The sequence below is a fragment of the Micromonospora sp. NPDC047467 genome (genome assembly GCF_040643095.1).
Classification (GTDB): domain Bacteria; phylum Actinomycetota; class Actinomycetes; order Mycobacteriales; family Micromonosporaceae; genus Micromonospora.
Genome location: NZ_JBEYTO010000007.1, coordinates 1 through 16,006 on the forward strand (window position 1 = coordinate 1; position 16,006 = coordinate 16,006).

The 16,006-nt window shown below is 70.9% G+C and carries 13 protein-coding genes; 4 read left to right on the forward strand and 9 right to left on the reverse strand.

Annotation, left to right across the window (positions count from 1 at the left end; genetic code table 11):
• The first annotated feature begins 104 nt into the window (after positions 1-104).
• The 4 genes from ABZ780_RS19920 (at position 105) to ABZ780_RS19935 (ending at position 7,002) form a co-directional block, all read left to right on the forward strand.
• On the forward strand, positions 105-1,781 hold the full coding sequence (locus ABZ780_RS19920) for a hypothetical protein (RefSeq protein WP_357486947.1): 1,677 nt from the start codon (positions 105-107) through the stop codon (positions 1,779-1,781).
• Positions 1,778-3,343 carry a hypothetical protein gene (locus ABZ780_RS19925; protein WP_357486949.1) on the forward strand — a complete coding sequence of 522 codons (1,566 nt, stop codon included), beginning with the start codon at positions 1,778-1,780 and terminating at the stop codon, positions 3,341-3,343. The genes ABZ780_RS19920 and ABZ780_RS19925 overlap by 4 nt, the downstream gene beginning before the upstream one ends.
• Before the next feature lie 14 nt (positions 3,344-3,357).
• On the forward strand, positions 3,358-6,135 hold the full coding sequence (locus ABZ780_RS19930) for a hypothetical protein (protein WP_357486951.1): 2,778 nt from the start codon (positions 3,358-3,360) through the stop codon (positions 6,133-6,135).
• A 114-nt stretch (positions 6,136-6,249) separates the two neighbouring features.
• The gene (locus tag ABZ780_RS19935) at positions 6,250-7,002 is read left to right on the forward strand and encodes an FCD domain-containing protein (RefSeq protein WP_357486953.1); all 753 of its coding nucleotides are present in this window, start codon (positions 6,250-6,252) and stop codon (positions 7,000-7,002) included.
• A 6-nt stretch (positions 7,003-7,008) separates the two neighbouring features.
• On the opposite strand, the gene ABZ780_RS19940 is transcribed toward ABZ780_RS19935, so the two are convergent.
• From ABZ780_RS19940 to ABZ780_RS19980, 9 genes are all read right to left on the reverse strand, one after another.
• On the reverse strand, positions 7,009-8,220 hold the full coding sequence (locus ABZ780_RS19940; RefSeq protein ID WP_357486955.1) for an LLM class flavin-dependent oxidoreductase: 1,212 nt from the start codon (positions 8,218-8,220) through the stop codon (positions 7,009-7,011).
• Entirely contained in the window at positions 8,217-8,963 is a 747-nt protein-coding gene (locus tag ABZ780_RS19945) for an alpha/beta hydrolase (protein WP_357001017.1), read from the reverse strand. The genes ABZ780_RS19940 and ABZ780_RS19945 overlap by 4 nt, the downstream gene beginning before the upstream one ends.
• Entirely contained in the window at positions 8,960-9,805 is an 846-nt protein-coding gene (locus ABZ780_RS19950; protein WP_357486956.1) for an alpha/beta hydrolase, read from the reverse strand. Before ABZ780_RS19950 ends, ABZ780_RS19945 begins: the two co-directional genes overlap by 4 nt.
• On the reverse strand, positions 9,802-10,326 hold the full coding sequence (locus ABZ780_RS19955) for a flavin reductase family protein (RefSeq protein ID WP_357486957.1): 525 nt from the start codon (positions 10,324-10,326) through the stop codon (positions 9,802-9,804). The genes ABZ780_RS19950 and ABZ780_RS19955 overlap by 4 nt, the downstream gene beginning before the upstream one ends.
• Entirely contained in the window at positions 10,316-11,197 is an 882-nt protein-coding gene (locus tag ABZ780_RS19960) for an FAD:protein FMN transferase (RefSeq protein ID WP_357486959.1), read from the reverse strand. The genes ABZ780_RS19955 and ABZ780_RS19960 overlap by 11 nt, the downstream gene beginning before the upstream one ends.
• Positions 11,198-11,333: 136 nt before the next feature.
• Entirely contained in the window at positions 11,334-12,221 is an 888-nt protein-coding gene (locus tag ABZ780_RS19965; protein WP_357486960.1) for a CoA ester lyase, read from the reverse strand.
• Positions 12,218-13,684, reverse strand: coding sequence for a dihydroorotase family protein (locus ABZ780_RS19970; protein ID WP_357486961.1), 1,467 nt, complete (start codon positions 13,682-13,684; stop codon positions 12,218-12,220). The genes ABZ780_RS19965 and ABZ780_RS19970 overlap by 4 nt, the downstream gene beginning before the upstream one ends.
• 43 nt (positions 13,685-13,727) lie before the next feature.
• Complete coding sequence (locus ABZ780_RS19975; RefSeq protein ID WP_357486963.1) at positions 13,728-15,158, reverse strand: MmgE/PrpD family protein; 1,431 nt, start codon at positions 15,156-15,158, stop codon at positions 13,728-13,730.
• Positions 15,151-16,005, reverse strand: coding sequence for a cyclase family protein (locus ABZ780_RS19980; RefSeq protein ID WP_357486964.1), 855 nt, complete (start codon positions 16,003-16,005; stop codon positions 15,151-15,153). Before ABZ780_RS19980 ends, ABZ780_RS19975 begins: the two co-directional genes overlap by 8 nt.
• Between the last annotated feature and the right edge of the window lies 1 nt (position 16,006).

Genomic DNA, 16,006 nt, shown 5'->3' on the forward strand with positions numbered 1-16,006 from the left:
CGCAACCAACACGCCCAACCCAAAACCGGATACGCGATCAACTCCAAGATCCGCCATCCCGATTACCCGTTCAAGGCCGCATGACGAGGCACTAGCCTCCTGCCATGGTGGACGTCGCCAAACTTGAGGCCGCCGGATCTGCCGTTCAGCATCTGAACGGCCTGCTGGCGGACGCCTGGCTGGCGATAGACGCTCCGGACCACGTCGGCGGGCGATGGATGGAGCTGTGCCGCGGGTCTCCGGTCGACCCGGCGTTCGTGTGCGTCGATGCCATGAGCAATGTGCTGCACGTGCGGTATCTCGGCCCGGACAACCTCTCCATCGTCTACCTGCCCGGCTGGTTCTACGAGGTGGCGACGGCCGCCTCGCTGGGCCGTCCACTCGACGTGTCTGCCGTGACGGTGCTGGACTTCGCGACCGCTTCTCCCCTGGCCTTCGACCTGACCGTCGAGCACAGGATCCGGGATGCGGTGCAGACCGTCACGTTTCCGTCGGGGCGGGCGCCGGTCGAGTACGAGCCACTCCCCTACGGCTACGCGTTCGCGCCGGCGCATGGCTTCGGTATCACCGATGCGGCGGGCGACCCGGCGACTGACACATCGATGATCTTCCACTGGGGTGCGATGTCGCTGCGGGTCGCCGCGGCACCCGGCGTCAGGTTCGAGCAGCGACCGCTGCTGGGCGAGGTGGCTCTGGGTGCCGTCCGGGCGGCCTACCGTCCGAGTGACGGCAGGGTCACCTGTGATCAGGCGTTGCGCTTCGAGTTCGAGCGGCACCGTCACCCGATGACGCTGCCGCCGCTCGGCGCGCCGTTGCGTCCCGTACCGCTGCTGGAGCCGGACGTCGTCGCGAACGCGGTGGCCCTGGTTCGGGCGCTCGACGAGCCGCGGCCGGTTGCCGTGCAGGAGACCCGTGCGGACGGGGTGGACCTGGTGTTGATGAAGCCGGATCTGCGCCGGCTGCCCCGGGGAGCCCCGTGGAGTTGGCAGCCGGATTGGTTGGTCGAAGCGGCAAAGGTCGTCGATGACGCCGTGTTCGCGGTGTTGACGGGTCTGCTCGACACGTACGTGCAGTGGCTCGGCGGGCTGCCGGAGAGCGCACCCGTGCCGATTCGTCTGCGTGTCGATCCGGCGAGCGCGGAGGACCGCTTCGCCTATCGGCTCGATTTTCTGGACGCGGACGGTGAGGTGTCGGTCGAGCCGCCGGCGACGACCGCGCCTTTCGCGCCGTGCTTCCGGTTGACAGTGGTCCGCACGAAGGACGTGCGGGTGTTGGTGGACCTGCCCCTCGGCGTGGCCGGCGGATCGGACATCGGGGGTGTCGTGCAGTACCGGGAGAAGATCGTGACGCACGTCGACGACGTGCCGCTGATGGTCGCCGACGGTGACGTCGACACCGAGGCGCAGTTGGAGGCGCGGCCGGCGACGATCGAGGAGATCGTCCATGTCGCCGTGGCGGTTGGCGAGTTCGTTCCGTTCCCACCCGTGCAGGTCATGTACGACCTGCGTGATCTGGGCAGCGTCGGGGCGTACGTGCTGACTGGGAAGGACCTCTACGGCGAGCCGATGGGCGGCCTGGAGGCGGCGATCACCCTCGGGGGTGTGGTGGTTCCCGAGGTTGCCGAGCGGATGGTTGGCTCGTTGCTGGCCTCGGGTCGGCGCGTCACGACCCTCGGCGATGATTCCGGTCGGCGTCTGCGCGAGGCGGCGGAGGCGGTGGTGCCCGACGATGTGGTGTTGGCCCGTTCGCTTGTCGAACGCGTCGAGGGACGTGCGCCATGACGCGTGTGCCGGGCGGCGACGGCCTGTCTGTCCCGGAGCGGCTCGCGTTGGTGGGCCAGCACCAGCGTGTGACGCCGCAGGTTCGGGCGCTCCTGCGGCCGGATGTCGCGCCGCTGGCGTTCCTGCGCGATGTCGAGCAGTTGGTCGATCCGTCCGGCGTCTGCCTTCGGTCCGGCTTCGTGCAGCACGCCTTCGAGGCGACGCGTCGGGACTTCCCGACGATCTCGATGGAGGGGTTCCTGGCCGGTGCGCCCCAGGGGTCGTTGCTGGCCGGTGTGGTCGACGCGCTGCTCGGGGAGGCGTCCGCGACGCTGCTGCGCACGTCGGACCCCGCGCGCTACATCGACGCGTTGCGGCGTTCGTACGCCGATTTCCGGACGGTCGCGACGCCGTTCGACGGTGGGGTGTCCTACGGGTCGTACCGGTACCACGAGGGTTTCCACGTCGAGTTGCCCGAGGATCTGAACGTCACTCCGATGAACGCTCCGGTCGGCCCGGTTCCGCGCTACCCGGCGTACGGCGCGGCGGTGACCAGCCGGGGTCACCGCTCGATCGGCATGGTCGTGGCGTCGCGGTTGTGGGATCGGGAGATCCCGTTGACCGCGCGAGGTCCGGAGCTGTTCCGGGAGTTGCAGGTGCGCAGTCTCGACGAGGTGCACGCCTGGGACTACGACCCCGACCTGTTGATGTCCGAGGTGCAGATCGCCCACATGATCTCGACCGGGGACGCCCCGATCTACCGCTTCTCGTTCGAGAAGGGGCCGCCTCGGGATCGGACGGTGGCGCAGGCGCGGTGGGAGCTCGCGGCGCGGCTGGAGGACGAGCGGATCCTGACCGGCGACACCGTCGAGCTCCAGCGGTTGTGGGATCGCCACGGTCGTAGTGCGACCACGCCGCGCGGGGATCCGCTGGACATGCGCAGCCGGTACGGCCGTGATCCGTACTTCCGGCTGTCCCGGGATGAGCTGTTCGAGATGGCCATGGGGCTCCCGTCGGCGCGGAACGTGGCGATCCGTGTGTATGAGTGGGAGCACGCGAGACCTCAGAGGTTCATCAGGGAGTTGCAGCGTTGGGTTCGGACGTTGCGCAGGAAGCTCGACGAGGATGTGTGGAGCAGTCGGCTGTCGATGCTGACCGGGGCGAGTGAGCCGGGCAATCTGCACCTGCTCTCCCCCAGGGACCACGCGCTGACCGACCTGTATGCCGGACGGATGATGGGCGGGATGACCCGGTTGGACCGCTGGGGTAACCGGGTGGTCCCGACCGTCGTGGAAGAGGCCGACTACGACTTCGCGGCGCGGGCGCAGGACTACACGTCGAAGTACGGCGCGCCCGTGGGGCCGTTTCCCCTGACCGACATCGCTCGGGTGGCCGAGCCGGTCGTCGCGTTCGACCAGCGGACCCTGGCCGAGCTGGTGGTCGCGCTGCGGGACGACGAGTGGCAGAGGGCGTTGGCCTCGACCCCGGAGGCGCTCGGGGCCTGGAACGAACTTGTGCGACGACTCAACAGCCACGTCGACGGCTACGGCATGCCGACCGCGCTGCGTCTGCCTCAACTTTGACGGGAGGATCGGCCATGCCGGTGACACCAGAGGCTGTGCTCCGTTTCGTGCAGGTGCGTCGGGTGGGTGAGCCCGCGGGCGCTGAGGACGGTGCCTGTACCGCCGGACCGACGGTGATCGGGCCGGTCCTCGACTTCCGCGACGACTGGTCGCCGCCGGTCCGCAACGCGGTGACCAGCCGCGATGTGAAGCAGGCCTGGGCGTTGTACGCGGCGCGCAGGAGAGAGCAGGACGACGCGGTCGAGGATCTCGGTCGTCTGGTCGTGGCTCTGGTGCGGCGGGCCGAGATCGATTCGCGGCTCACTGTCGGGAAGGTGCGTCGGGTCATCGCCGAGTGGGCGGCCGAGCGGCAGGTGACCTCGGAACAGTTCGGGGGTTCGGTGGCCGTCCTTACGCGTTGGGCTGTGGACATGACGGCGCTCGGTCGGTTCCTGGGCCGGCCGCGTGGCGTGGTGTCGGGTGTCCTTCTGCGTCTGCTGCGTGGTGTCACGCTGGTCCGTCTCGCTGACAGTGCCGCCGAGGACGCGTGCCTGGTCCGCTCGTTGGTCGGTGGCCGGGACCTGGAGTTGCCGTCCGCGCCGAAGCCGGCGCCGCAGGTCGACGCCGACATCGGACTTGCCGATCAATTCGCCGAGTTGGCGGTGCACGTCGGGCGGATGCTCAGCCGGGCGCGTGTCACCGGTTCCCCCGATCCAACGCTCGCCGACGTGCGGGCGGCCGGCTTCGCCGACCTTGGCCCGGCCATCGAGGCGACGTCGCGCGCCGCCGGCGAGCTGGGCGTTGCGGCCACCGTCACGCTGCGCGCGCTGCGCACGCTGTTCGACGCCGAGCGGGAGGCTGCCCGCCGTCGTGTGGACCGGCGGGTCGACGCGGCGGACTCGGGACGGCAGGTGGAGAGCGTGCCCATCGGTGACGACATCGAGTACGTACCGCCGCGTGTGCCGGTGCTGGGCGCGCAGGCGCGGGTCGTCGGCCGGGGTGACCTCATGGTCATTCGTACCGCGCATCTGCGCTACGAGTTGGGTGAGATCTCGCATGTGGAGAACGTGCTGGCCAGCGAGGTGCGCGGGCGGACCCACGTGGTCGACACCAGCACCCGGGAGTCGGTCACCACGTCGACGCAGTCGATCGCCGAGACCACGCAGGAGTTGGAGACCACGGAGCAGAACAGCCTGGACCGGGCGCTGACCACCGCGGCGACCCAGAGCACGTCGACGTCGTTGGGGGTCAGCGTCTCCGGTGGTTTCGGCCCGGTCCAGGCTGGTGTGGACATCAACGCCGACCGGTCCACGACCACCGCGAGCAGCATGAGTTCGGCGGTGTCGTACTCGAAGACCCTGACCGAGCGGGCGTCGGAGTTGCTGCGCAGCGAGGTGTCCGAGCGTCGCTCGATCACCAGCACGACGCGGGTGACCGAGACCAACGAGCACCGGTTCGACAACGGCGACGGGTCGGTGAACATCACCGGCGTGTACCGCTGGCTCACGAAGGTCGACCAGGCGCAGGTCTACAACTACGGGGAGCGGTTGCTGCTGCAGTTCGTGGTGCCGGAGCCGGCGGCTGTGCTGGTTTACCTGGCGCAGTTGAGCACTGATGAGGGTGCGGTCGCGAAGCCGGCCGGCTGGTTCCTCGACGTGGCTGATCTGAACGAGGAGAACTACGCCGACAAGGCGGCGCGCTGGGATGTGGTCGGCGTCGAACCACCGCCCGAGCCGGAGGTGTCGGCCACGATCACGTTCGCCGATCCGCCGGCTCGCCCGTTCGACTATCCCCGCAACTCCACGGACAAGTCGCAGCCGGAGTGGGGCTACAGCTCGTATGTCGGTGAGGTGCCGGTGCCGGCCGGTTACCAGGCGACCGAGGCGTACGTGACCACGACGTGGGGGCTGGTGGAGGGTGAGTACACCGTGGAGGAGGGCAGCCCTCCGCAGGCGGTGCAGATCGCGATCGGTGAGAAGCGGGTCAGCAGCAGCGACGGTGGTGACGGCCGGATGATTGTGTCGCTGGACCAGGTGCTTCCCGGGGCGCTGCCGGTCGGGATCAGCGCCGATCAGCGTGGCGGGCTCACGGTGGTGGTGCGGGTGCGTTGCGAGCGCACCGCCGCCGCGTACGAGGCGTGGCGGTTGCGGGCGTACGAGGCGATCCGGGCCAGCTATCTGGCGCAGGTGGCGGCGTACGAGAATGACCAGCGTCTGCGGTTGGCTCGGGCGGTGTACCGGTCCGAGCAGCCGGCGGAGGTGAACCGGCGGGTCGAGCAGGTGGAGTTGAAACGGGCCTGTCAGAGTGTGCTTTTCGGCCACGAGTTCGACCAGTTCGGCGGTCTGACGTTCCCGGCCGACGACGCGCCTCGTATCGACCGTGTCGAGATCAGCGCGGAGGCGGACCAGATCCAGTTCGGTGAGGATCTCTTCGAGTGGGAGAACATGGTCTACCTGTTCTACCCGTACCAGTGGGCCGGTCGGGAGCGGTGGGTGACGTTACGGACCCGGACCAGCTCGGACGGGGTTCATGAGGCGTTTTTGCAGGCCGGTGCCGCTCGGGTGACGGTGCCGGTGCGAGCCGGTTACGAGCACGCGGTCGGGCGGTACCTGGAGACCTCGCAGATCCCGGCGCTGACGCCGCGTCCCTGGCGCGGCGGTGGGAACCCGTACCCGCCGATCGAGGATCTGATCGGTGACGCTCTCGACCGCCCGGGTGAGGAGGTCGCCGTGGACGAGCCCTGGGAGGTGTGCATCCCGACGGCGCTGATCTGTCTGCAGACGGGAGCCGAGCTGAACCCGGAGTCGGCGTGACCGTCGGAGGGGTGCACACGTACGCCGGGAGCTCGGGAATGACCGGGCGCTCCCCCGTCGACCGGCGGCGAAGTCGTCGCCGGCGGCAAGATCGTGGGCCCGTAGGATCGGGTCATGTCTGAGGCCCAGCCGACCCCGCGGTTCCGCCAGCACGCGGCGAAGATGGGTGAGCTGGTGGCCCGGCAGATCCTGGAGGACATCGTCGATCAGGGGCTGTCGGCCGGGGCGGCGCTGCCGACCGAGGCGCAGATGCTGCAGGCGTACGGGGTCAGTCGTGGCACCCTGCGGGAGGCGCTGCGGATTCTGGAGATCAACGGTCTGGTGCGGGTGCGGCCGGGTCGTGGTGGTGGGCCGATCGTCGGGTCGGTCGATCCGCACACGTTCGGTCGGACGATGGCGCTGTTCATGCAGATGGGCCGGACCCGGTTCGGTGAGCTGGTCGAGGCGCGCGTAATCATGGAGCCGTTGATGGCCCGGTTGGCGGCCGAGCGGCGCGATGCCGCGCACCTGCGTGAGTTGGCGGAGTCGATGCGGGAGCACGCCACGTTGGAGGAGCGCGACGAGGCCAGCTACCTGGCGGTGATGCAGCGTTTCCACGGTGTGGTGGCGGGGTTGTCGGGCAATGGGGTGCTGGATCTGTTCGGTCGGGCGCTGAAGGAGATCTACACCGAGCGGGTCGTCGCGGCTGAGCGTCGTCCGGAGCGGTGGGAGGACGTGCGGCGTGAGCATCAGGCGGTCGCGGCGGCGATCGCCGACGGCGACGGGGTTGCGGCGGAGACGTTGATGCGGGCGCACATGGTCGCCCTGGCCGATCACCTCGAACGCGACTACGCCGGTCTGCACGACGAGGTGATCGGCTGGTGGTGACGCCGGTCAGGACAGTGCGCTGGACAGCACCGCCTGTACCGGTGTGCGGTCCTGGTCGACGCGCCAGGTGGTGTCCTGGTCGCGCCAGTCGGTGCCGAGGGCGCTGACGGCGGGCATGACCTCCCTGGCGAACAGGGTGAGGTGGTCGCGTACCTCGTTGCTGGTCATGTCGCCGGCGTGGTTCATCAGGATGAGGTGTCCGGCGCCGGTCTGCTCGTAGAGGCGGTGGATCTGTGCGGTGACCTGGTCGGGGGTGCCGATGAGCAGGATGCCGGCGTCGATGAGGTCTTCGTAGCTCATTCGGCGTACGGCGCCGAGGCGGCCCTGGAGCGCGGCCACGGCGGCTGCCGGTGGGAAGTAGCCGGGTGGGCTGGCGGCGCCGAGGCGCAGGTTTCCGGGCTTGAGGTAGTACATGAGTTTGCGGCCGATCTCGCGGGCTTTCTCCTCGGTCGGGGCGACGTGGCACAGGGCCATGTAGGCGAACCGGTCCGGGCCGGGTTCGGGAAGGCCTGCGGCGACGGCCGTTCGGCGGTAGAGCCGGAACGAGGTCGCGGTGTCGTCGTAGGTGCCGAGCAGGTTGCACAGGGTGTAGCCGTGGCGGGCGGTCCATTCGACGAGTCGGGTCGAGGTGCCGCTGATCCAGATCGGTGGGTGTGGCTGTTGGTACGGGCGGGGCCAGACGCTGACGTACCGGTAGTGGTAGTGGCGGCCCTCCCAGGAGAAGACGTCGCCGCTGGTCCACGCTTTTTTGATCAGGTCGTGGGCTTCGATGAACATGTCCAGGTTGTGCACGGGGTTCTGGTTGGAGGGGAACGTCTCGCCCTGGACGCCGCGGACGAAGCCGCAGTCGATGCGGCCGCCGCTGACCGAGTCCAGGTAGGCGATCTCCTCGGCGACGCGGATGGGGCTTTCGCGGTGCGGCAGTGGGGTGCCGAGCACGAGGACCCGGCCGCGTCGGGTGCGGTGCAGGACGGAGGCGGCGCTGAGGGTGGCCGAGACCTGCAGGGTGGAGGCGGACTGGTGGTGTTCGTTGACCATCAGGTCGAAGCCGAGTTCGTCGGCGAGTTCGTACTCGTCGAGGTAGCGCTGGTAGAGCTCGTGGCCGAGGACGGGGTCGTAGTAGCGGTTGGGCATGAAGTATTTGAGGCCGCGGTTGGCCTCTTCGGCCTCGGGTGCGACGAACGGGTAGGGCATTTCGGTGAAGTGGTAGAGCTTCACGGGGCCTCTCCGATCAGGAAGGACCGGAGCAGCCGGTGGAATTCGTCGGGGCGCTCCAGGTACGAGTAGTGCCCGGCGTGTGGCAGCTCGACGAAGCGCGCGCAGGGCAGGAGGTCGGCCAGCGCGGCGCTGTGTCGTGGCGGTACCAGCCGGTCGTGGGTGCCGGCGAGCACGAGGGTGGGCATGGTGGCCAGGTGCAGCCATCGGCGTAGTCGGGGATCGTGCAGGAAGGGTTTCCAGGCGTACCGGGACAGGGCGGCCCGGTCGGCGAAGGCCCGTTCGTACTCGTCGTCGGTGAGGCCGGTTGGGAAGCCGGGCATGCGCAGGTCGTGGCAGGCGGTGGGGTCGGCCCAGCCCAGGTCGACGATCTCGGTGGGGTCGAGCAGGAGGATGTCGGCGAAGTCGGGTTCGGTCACCCCGGACAGTTTCACCCCGTACGGGGAGACGAGGGTGAGTGAGGCGAACAGGTGGGGTGCGCGTACCGCCATCTCCAGGGCGATCCAGCCGCCGAAGCCCGCGCCGGCGAGGTGGACGGGGCCGTTGGTCAGGTCGGTGACGGGGCCGGCCAGGTAGTGCTGGGCGAGGTCGGCGACGCTGTCCCACTCCTGTGCGGTGTCGTCCAGTGGTGTGCCGAAGCCGGGGTGTCGGGGTACGACGACGTCGAGGTCGTCGGCGAGGAGGGTGAGGGCGCCGACCGGTCCGGGGAGGACGTCCGCGTCGTGCAGGAACAGCAGGGTGCTCATGGGGTGCTTCTCCCCCGGGTGAAGAAGGTTCGCAGGAGGGTGGCGAGGGCTTCGGGTTGGTCGAGGTTCGGTGCGTGTCGGGCGTCCATGCGGTGCACGTGCACCTGCGGGGACAGGTTTTCGAGGTGTCGGCCCCAGTCCGGTTCGAGGAGGTCGTCGCGGGTGGCCTCGACGACCAGGATCGGCACGGGGGTGTCGCGCAGGGGGGCTGGCCAGTCGTCGGGGCCGGGCTTGGGCAGTGTGGGGTGGCGTAGGCGGGGGGCCAGGCACGCCTGGACGTGGCCGGGTTTGCGGGTGTTGGCGTAGCGGACGCCGACGGTGTCGTCGAAGCCGGCGTAGTCGTCGGTCATGAGGGCGACGAGGCGGCGGACGTCCTGTTCGGTGCCGTCGAACTGGCCGAGTTCGGTGGTGCCCTTGGTGGAGCGCCAGGGGCCGCCGGTGCCGCAGATGCTCACCGCGGACAGGGCTGGCAGGGTGGGCGCGGGTGTGGCGAGTGCGCGCAGCAGGAGGGATCCGCCGAAGGACTGGCCGACGAAGTGGGCGGCGTCGACGTCGAGGGCGGCGCAGAACGCGGCGAGGTGGTCGGTGCGGAAGGAGTACGGCGAGCGGTCCAGGTAGACGACCTTGTCGGTGTCGCCGTAGCCGAGCATGTCGGGTGCGAGGACCCGGTAGTGCGTGGCGAGGAGGGGCATGACGCTGGCCCAGCTGCCGATGGCGTCGCCGCCGAACGCGCCGTCGTGGACGAGGACGACGGTGCCGTCGGGTTGTCCGGGTGGCGCGCATTCCCAGTAGCGGGTGGTGAAGCCGCCGGCGTCGATGGTGTGGGTCCGTGGTTGGGTCATTGTCCTGCCTCGGAGTGGAAGGTGCCGTAGCGGCCGTTGAGGTAGAGCAAGGGCTCGGCGTCGGTCTGGGATCGGGCGTGCAGCACCTCGCCGCAGAGGATCCAGTGGTCGCCGCCCTGCTGGATGGTGGTGGTGCGGCATTCGAGGACGGCGGTGGTGCCGGTGGCGAGGGTGGGTACCGGTGTGCGGCCGGCGACCACGGCGGCGGCGAGGTCGTCGAGGTCCCGGCCGCGGGTGGCGAAGGCTCGGGCCCAGGCGGTGCGGTCGGCGGCGAGGTAGTTGACGCTGAACCGGCCGGCTTGTTCGGCCAGCGGCGCGAGGCCAGTCTTGGTGTCGACGGCGACCATCACCATCGGTGGTTCGCCGGACAGGGAGGTGGCGGAGGTGCAGGTGAGGCCGGTGACGCCGGCGGCGCCGCCGGGCACGAGCAGGATCGCCACGGGTGCGGGCACCTGGCGGAAGGCGGCGCGGAACCGGGGGGTTTCGACGAGGCGGTCCCGGGTGGTGAGGTCAGGGTTCATGGCGCCGCTCCCCTATCGGTGGGTTGGTCGTTCGGGTCAGCCACAGGCGGTGCACGTCGGCGCGGGCGTTGAGGTGCGCGGCTGCGGGGCTGCCGCCGATCACCGTCGCCGAGGCGACCCAGTCGGCGCAGGCGCCGGTGCGGGCCAGGACGGTGCTCTGGGTGATGTCGGAGGCGCAGGGCTGCCCGGTGCGCGGGTCGATGAGGTGGTGGCCGTCGGTGCCCCAGCGGCGTTTGCCGGTGCCGCTGGTGGCGACGCCGCCGTCGCAGACCAACAGCACGTGGCCGTTGGGCAGGTTGACGGGCCAGCCGTCGCCGTTGGGGCCGGGGCCGCGGCACGTGACGTCTCCCCCGATGCTGGCTGCCGAATTGGGGCCGAGCCAGGTCACGACGTCGTCGGCCCATCTGCCCTTGGCCAGTGCGCCGACGTCGACGCCGTATCCGGGTGCCAGGCGGGCGGTGTGGCCGCGTAGTTCCAGCAGCTCTGCCAGCGGTGGCACGGGTGTCGGTGTCGTGGGTGCGGCGGTGGGTAGGGTGCCGGTGGCCCAGGAGCGTACGTAGCCGGCGGCGAGCAGCCGGGGCAGCATCGCCGCGTTGACGAGGTTGGCGCTGGCGACGGCGACGGCCAGGGCGTGTCGGAGCATGGCGTGCAGGTCGGCGGAGATGGGGTGCCATCGGCCGGCGGCGGCGTTCAGTTGGGACAGTTCGCTGTCGGGGCGGAAGCGGGAGTAGCGCCGGTCCAGTGCGTGTAGCCGCCGCTGCACTTCGGTGAAGGGTGTGGCCGGTGGTCCGTGGCTGGCCAGGGTCACTTCGCAGGTGAACACCGGGCAGGTGTAGCGCTGCACGGAGAGCGGGTGGTGCGCGACGGTCATGCGGTTCTCCCTCCACCACCAGTTTTAACATGCTAAACATGATGATGTTTAGGGAGCAAGGGTCCGTCCGGGTTCTTCCCGGCCGACCCCTCCACCACAGGGGCCGGCCGGGAAGACTCAATCGACGACGGCCGGCCTACCGGCCTGCCGCGTCGCGGTCCAGCACCTCCCGCGCGCTGCGGGCGACCGCGGCGTCGATCATTCGCCCGTCGGCGGCGACCGCCACCCCGGAGCCGTTGCGTTCGGCGTCGGCCAGCCGGTCGACGACGTCGCGGGCCGCGTCGATCTCGGCCGCCGTCGGCGAGAACACCCGGTTGACGACGGGCACCTGCGCGGGATGGATCGCCGTGCGGCCACGGAATCCCTGACGCAGCAGCAGCCGGCTGGTGGCCTCGAGCCGTTCCGGGTCGCGCAGGGCCGTCTCGGTCGGGCCGACCGGCGCGGCGAGGCCGACCGCCGCGCAGGCCAGGACGACGCGCGAGCGGTACGGCCACAACTCCTCCCGGTCCGGGCCGGGTTGCAGCCGCAGTTCCGCCGCGAGGTCCGCCTCGCCCAGGCCCAGGCGCTCGACCCGGGGGGCGGCGGCCACGGCCTCGGCGCGCAGCACGCCGCTGGCCGTCTCCAGCAGCGCGAACACCGCGATCTCTCCGGCCGGGAGGCCACTGTCGCGTTCGGCGTCGCCGAGCAGCCGGTGCACCTCGGCCAGCAGGTCGACGTCGGCTTTCGGCACGACCACGCCGGTCAGGTGCGGGCCGACCACCGCGGCGATGTCGGCCGCCGGTGTGTCCGCGTTGATGCGTACCCACCACTGCGGGGCGGTGGGCACCCCCGCGGCACCGTCGGCGAGGGACACGCCGACGGTGCCGCGGGCGGTGGTCTTGTTCGGCAGCGCCACCGAGTCCTCAAGGTCGAGGATGCAGGCGTCGGCGCCCCGGGACGCCGCACGCGCCACCTTGTCCGGCTGGTCCCCCGGCACGTACAGGTAGCTGCGGGCGGTCGGCCGGGGTCGTCCGACGGCCGTCACGGGCGGGTGGGGCGGGCCAGGTACCGGCCGCGCGGCTGCCCGACCACGGCGCCGCCACGCAGGATCTGCTCACCACGCAGGAACGTGTCGGTGACGCGGGCGGTCAACTCCATGCCCTCGAACGGCGTGTACTCCTGCGTCGACAGCGACTCCTCGGCCCGTACCGTCCAGGTGTGGTTCTCGTCGACCAGGCAGAAGTCGGCGTCCAGGCCCTCGGCGATGGCCCCCTTGGTGGCCAGACCGAAGCGGCGGGCCGGCGCCCACGAGGTCAGCTCGGCGACCCGGGAGTACGACAGGCCACGCTTGGAGCCCTCGCTGACCAGGCCCGGCAGCAGGTACTCGGCACCGCCGAAGCCGGACTTGGCGACGAAGATGTCGTCGGCCGGCTCACCGAACTTGGTCTCGGCGCGGCAGCACGCGTGGTCGCTGACGACCCAGTCGAGGTGGCCGTCGATCAGGTGGCCCCAGAGCGCCTCCACGTCCTCGCGGGGACGCAGCGGCGGGTTGACCTTGCCGCCGAGGCCGTACGCGGTGTCGATGCTGGCCAGCAGGTGACCGATGGTCACCTCGCGGCGGAAGTCGACGTGCGGGAACGCCTTGGCCATGCGCAGCGCCGCGTCGACGGCCTTCTCCGACGTCAGGTGCAGCAGGTTGATGGTGGGCAGGCCGGTCTCGTGGGCGAGGTACGAGGCGATGCTGATCGCGAGGCCCTCGGAATGCGGCGGCCGGGAGGCGCTGTAGGCGGCCAGCCCGGTCAGGCTGCCCTCCTCCTCGACCAGGCGGGTGTACGCCCGCATGATCTCGGCCGTCTCGCAGTGCAGCGACAGCGAGATCTCGTCGGCCAGGTCGGGGAACTGCTCGCGGGCGGCCTGCACGCCGCGCATGACGAACTCGAAGTGCGCGTAGTCGTAGCGGGCGTCCGGCGGGATCATGAGGAAGGAGCTCTGGTCGGTGGAGCGGCCGTGCAGGCCGTGGCCACCGTAGAACATGAAGACCTTGAACGAGGTGACGCCGTGGTCGCGGATCAGCTCGGGGATCTCGTCGATGTGCTCGGCGGTCATCGGCGCGACGTGGAACGCGAAGTCGACGTAGGACTTCTGGTCGGTGGCGCTGCGCACCTCCGGGAAGAACTCGCGGTACGGTCCGCCGCGGTTGAGGTAGTACTGCCCGGTGCGGATGTAGTTGATGGCGGAGGTGACGCCGCCCTGCGCGCAGGCGCGGCTCTCCGTCGCGGTGTCCTCGGCCAGGGGGTGGTAGATGCCCCAGTGCTGGTGGGCGTCGACGACGCCGGGGAAGGCGAGCTTGCCGCCACCGTCGACGACGGCCTTCGCGCCGGTGGGGTCGATCGACGGCGCGAGGTGGGCCACGCGGCCGTCGCGGACGCCGATGTCCAGCGCCGCCGGCTCGGCCTGGTCGTGCCGCACCACTCTGACGTTCTTCACTACGAGGTCGAAAGGTTCCACGGTGTGCTCCTGGGGATTGGCGGACAGCGAGTCGGTGACGGCGTCAGTCGGCGCCGGTGCCGGCCTGTAGTCGGGTCAGGGGGCGCAGCAGGTCGCTGACGTCGGTGACGTCGGCGAGGCCGAGCACCGCGGCGACCACCTGGTCGGCGGTGTCCGGGGCGACGCGCCCGGCGACGTTGTCCCGGAACTTCAACGCCAGTTCCGCGTCGGACAGTGGCCGCTGCGGCCCACCGCGGTTGGTCAGCACCTCCTCGCGCCACGTCTGGCCGTCGTCGGTGCGTACCGCCACGACGGCCGGGAACTGGTGCGGGAAGATCGCGTTGCACTCGTCGTCGGGGACGACGTCCACGCGGGCCATCAGCGCGCGGCGCTGCGGGTCACGGGCCAGCTCGTCGGTGAAGTCGCCAAGCCCGAGGCCCAGTCCGCCGCCGCCGAGCAGGCCGGCGACGATCGCGTACGGGCCGCTGAACTGGGCCTGGTAGCCGGTGTCCGGGGCGCGTTTGGTGGCGATCGGCTCCCCGATGGTGCGGATCACCGCGGCGGGTACCCGCAGTTCGATGTGCGTGATCCGGTCCACGGGCACGCCTCGGGCGCGCAGGGCCAGGCCGGCGTCGATGGCGGCGTGGGTGAAGTGGTTGGCGGGGTACGGCTTGAAGAAGATGTCCGGCACCGCCCACCGCTCGCCGAGCCCGTCGGTGACCTGGTCGTGGTCGGCCTCGCCGCGCAGGAAGGCGGTGAAGAAGCCGAACCGGCCCTCCAGCACGGTGGGTGGTCCGGTGAAGCCGCGCCGGACCAGGTCGGCGGCGGTGACGGCGCTGTGTGCGGCCCAGCCGCAGTGCAGCCGCTTGACGGTGCCGCCGGTCCGGTTGGCCTCGATGACCCCGGAGGCCATGGAGGCGGTCACCCCGAGGACGTCCAGCAGGCCGTCCTCGTCGAGGCCGAGCAGCATGCCGGCGGCCACGGCGCCACCCATCGCGCCGCAGATGGAGGTGGCGTGCTGGCCGTGTTCGAAGAACACCGAGTTGTTCAGCACCGGGTCGAAGCCGGCCATCCCCAGCCGTACGGTCGTCTCGATGCCGACCGCGATCGCGTTGGTGAGCGCGACGCCGTCCGCGCCGGCGGCCTGGGCGGCGGCCAGGGCCGCCGGGACCACGGCGGCGCTGGGGTGCAGCACCGAGGGCAGGTGGGTGTCGTCGTAGTCCAGGGAGTGCGCCAGGACGCCGTTGCCGAACGCGGCCTGCGCGGCGGGCACCGCGTCGGGCAGCCCGACGACGTGGGCCTGGGCGCGCCCGCCCTGGTCGGCGACGTAGTCCAGGGCGGCGCGGCTGGTGGGCAGCCGGTGCGCGGCCACGCACAGCCCGAGGATGTCGAGCACCCGTTGGCGCACGCTGGTGGCGAGCCGTTCGGGCAGCGGTTCGTCGCCGGTGCGGGCGGCGAAGGCGGCCAGTTGCCGGGCGAGGGTCTGCTCAGCCATTGGCGATCACCGCCAGGGGGCGGACCGGCGAGCCGGTGGCGCCGAAGATGGCCAGGGGCGACAGGACGAACAGGAACTCGTGGACGTTGTCGGCGGCCAGTTCCTCCAGCGCCATCGTCTCGATGATGTAGACGCCGCGTTCGACCAGCAGCACGCGGTGCGCGGGCAGGACGCTGTGCCCGGCGCCCGGTCGCAGGCACTCGAAGGCGATCGTGTCCGCCCCGGCGGCGTGGATGCCCTGGTCGGCGAGCCAGGTGGCGCCGGCCTCGCCGACGCCGGGTACGCCGGTGGTGAGCCCGATGTAGCGGTTGCGGTCCTCGTGGTCGAACAGTCGGCCCCAGCCGCTGCGGACCAGCACCACGTCGCCCGGCCGGATCGGGGTGCCCTGCCGGTCGGCGGCGGCCGACAGGTCCGCCGGGGTGATCTCGTAGCCGGGGTCGCAGCCGTCGGGCTGGCCCAGGGCGGCCGGGACGTCGAGCAGCACGCCCCGGCGGACCATCGGGGCGATGGTGTGCGCGCCCAGTTCGGCGTACCGGCCGCCGCGTCCGGCGTCGGAGGCGTCGGAGCCGTCGAACAGCCGCCCGTCCTGGGAGACGTGGGAGAAGGCGTCGACGTGGGTGCCGACGTGGGTGCCCATGGTGATGATGTCGTTGGCGGCGGAGCCGCCGTCGGAGCGCACCGCGTCACCGTGCCGGCGGGGCAGGGCGTGCCAGAACGGCGGATGGTTCGGCGACTGCGGCATGCCGATGCTCAGGCGACGACCCAGGTCGTACGTCCGGACTCCGGCGTCGACGGCGGCCAGGAGCGCGGCCGTGCCGGTGTCGGGGGTGATGTTCGTTGTGGTCACG

Coding starts and splice junctions, on each gene's coding strand:
- ABZ780_RS19935 (WP_357486953.1), top strand. CDS start 6,250: ATGTCTGAGGCCCAGCCGACCCCGCGGTTCCGCCAGCACGCGGCGAAG.
- ABZ780_RS19945 (WP_357001017.1), bottom strand. CDS start 8,963: ATGAGCACCCTGCTGTTCCTGCACGACGCGGACGTCCTCCCCGGACCG.
- ABZ780_RS19950 (WP_357486956.1), bottom strand. CDS start 9,805: ATGACCCAACCACGGACCCACACCATCGACGCCGGCGGCTTCACCACC.
- ABZ780_RS19925 (WP_357486949.1), top strand. CDS start 1,778: ATGACGCGTGTGCCGGGCGGCGACGGCCTGTCTGTCCCGGAGCGGCTC.
- ABZ780_RS19930 (WP_357486951.1), top strand. CDS start 3,358: ATGCCGGTGACACCAGAGGCTGTGCTCCGTTTCGTGCAGGTGCGTCGG.
- ABZ780_RS19960 (WP_357486959.1), bottom strand. CDS start 11,197: ATGACCGTCGCGCACCACCCGCTCTCCGTGCAGCGCTACACCTGCCCG.
- ABZ780_RS19955 (WP_357486957.1), bottom strand. CDS start 10,326: ATGAACCCTGACCTCACCACCCGGGACCGCCTCGTCGAAACCCCCCGG.
- ABZ780_RS19975 (WP_357486963.1), bottom strand. CDS start 15,158: ATGGCTGAGCAGACCCTCGCCCGGCAACTGGCCGCCTTCGCCGCCCGC.
- ABZ780_RS19920 (WP_357486947.1), top strand. CDS start 105: ATGGTGGACGTCGCCAAACTTGAGGCCGCCGGATCTGCCGTTCAGCAT.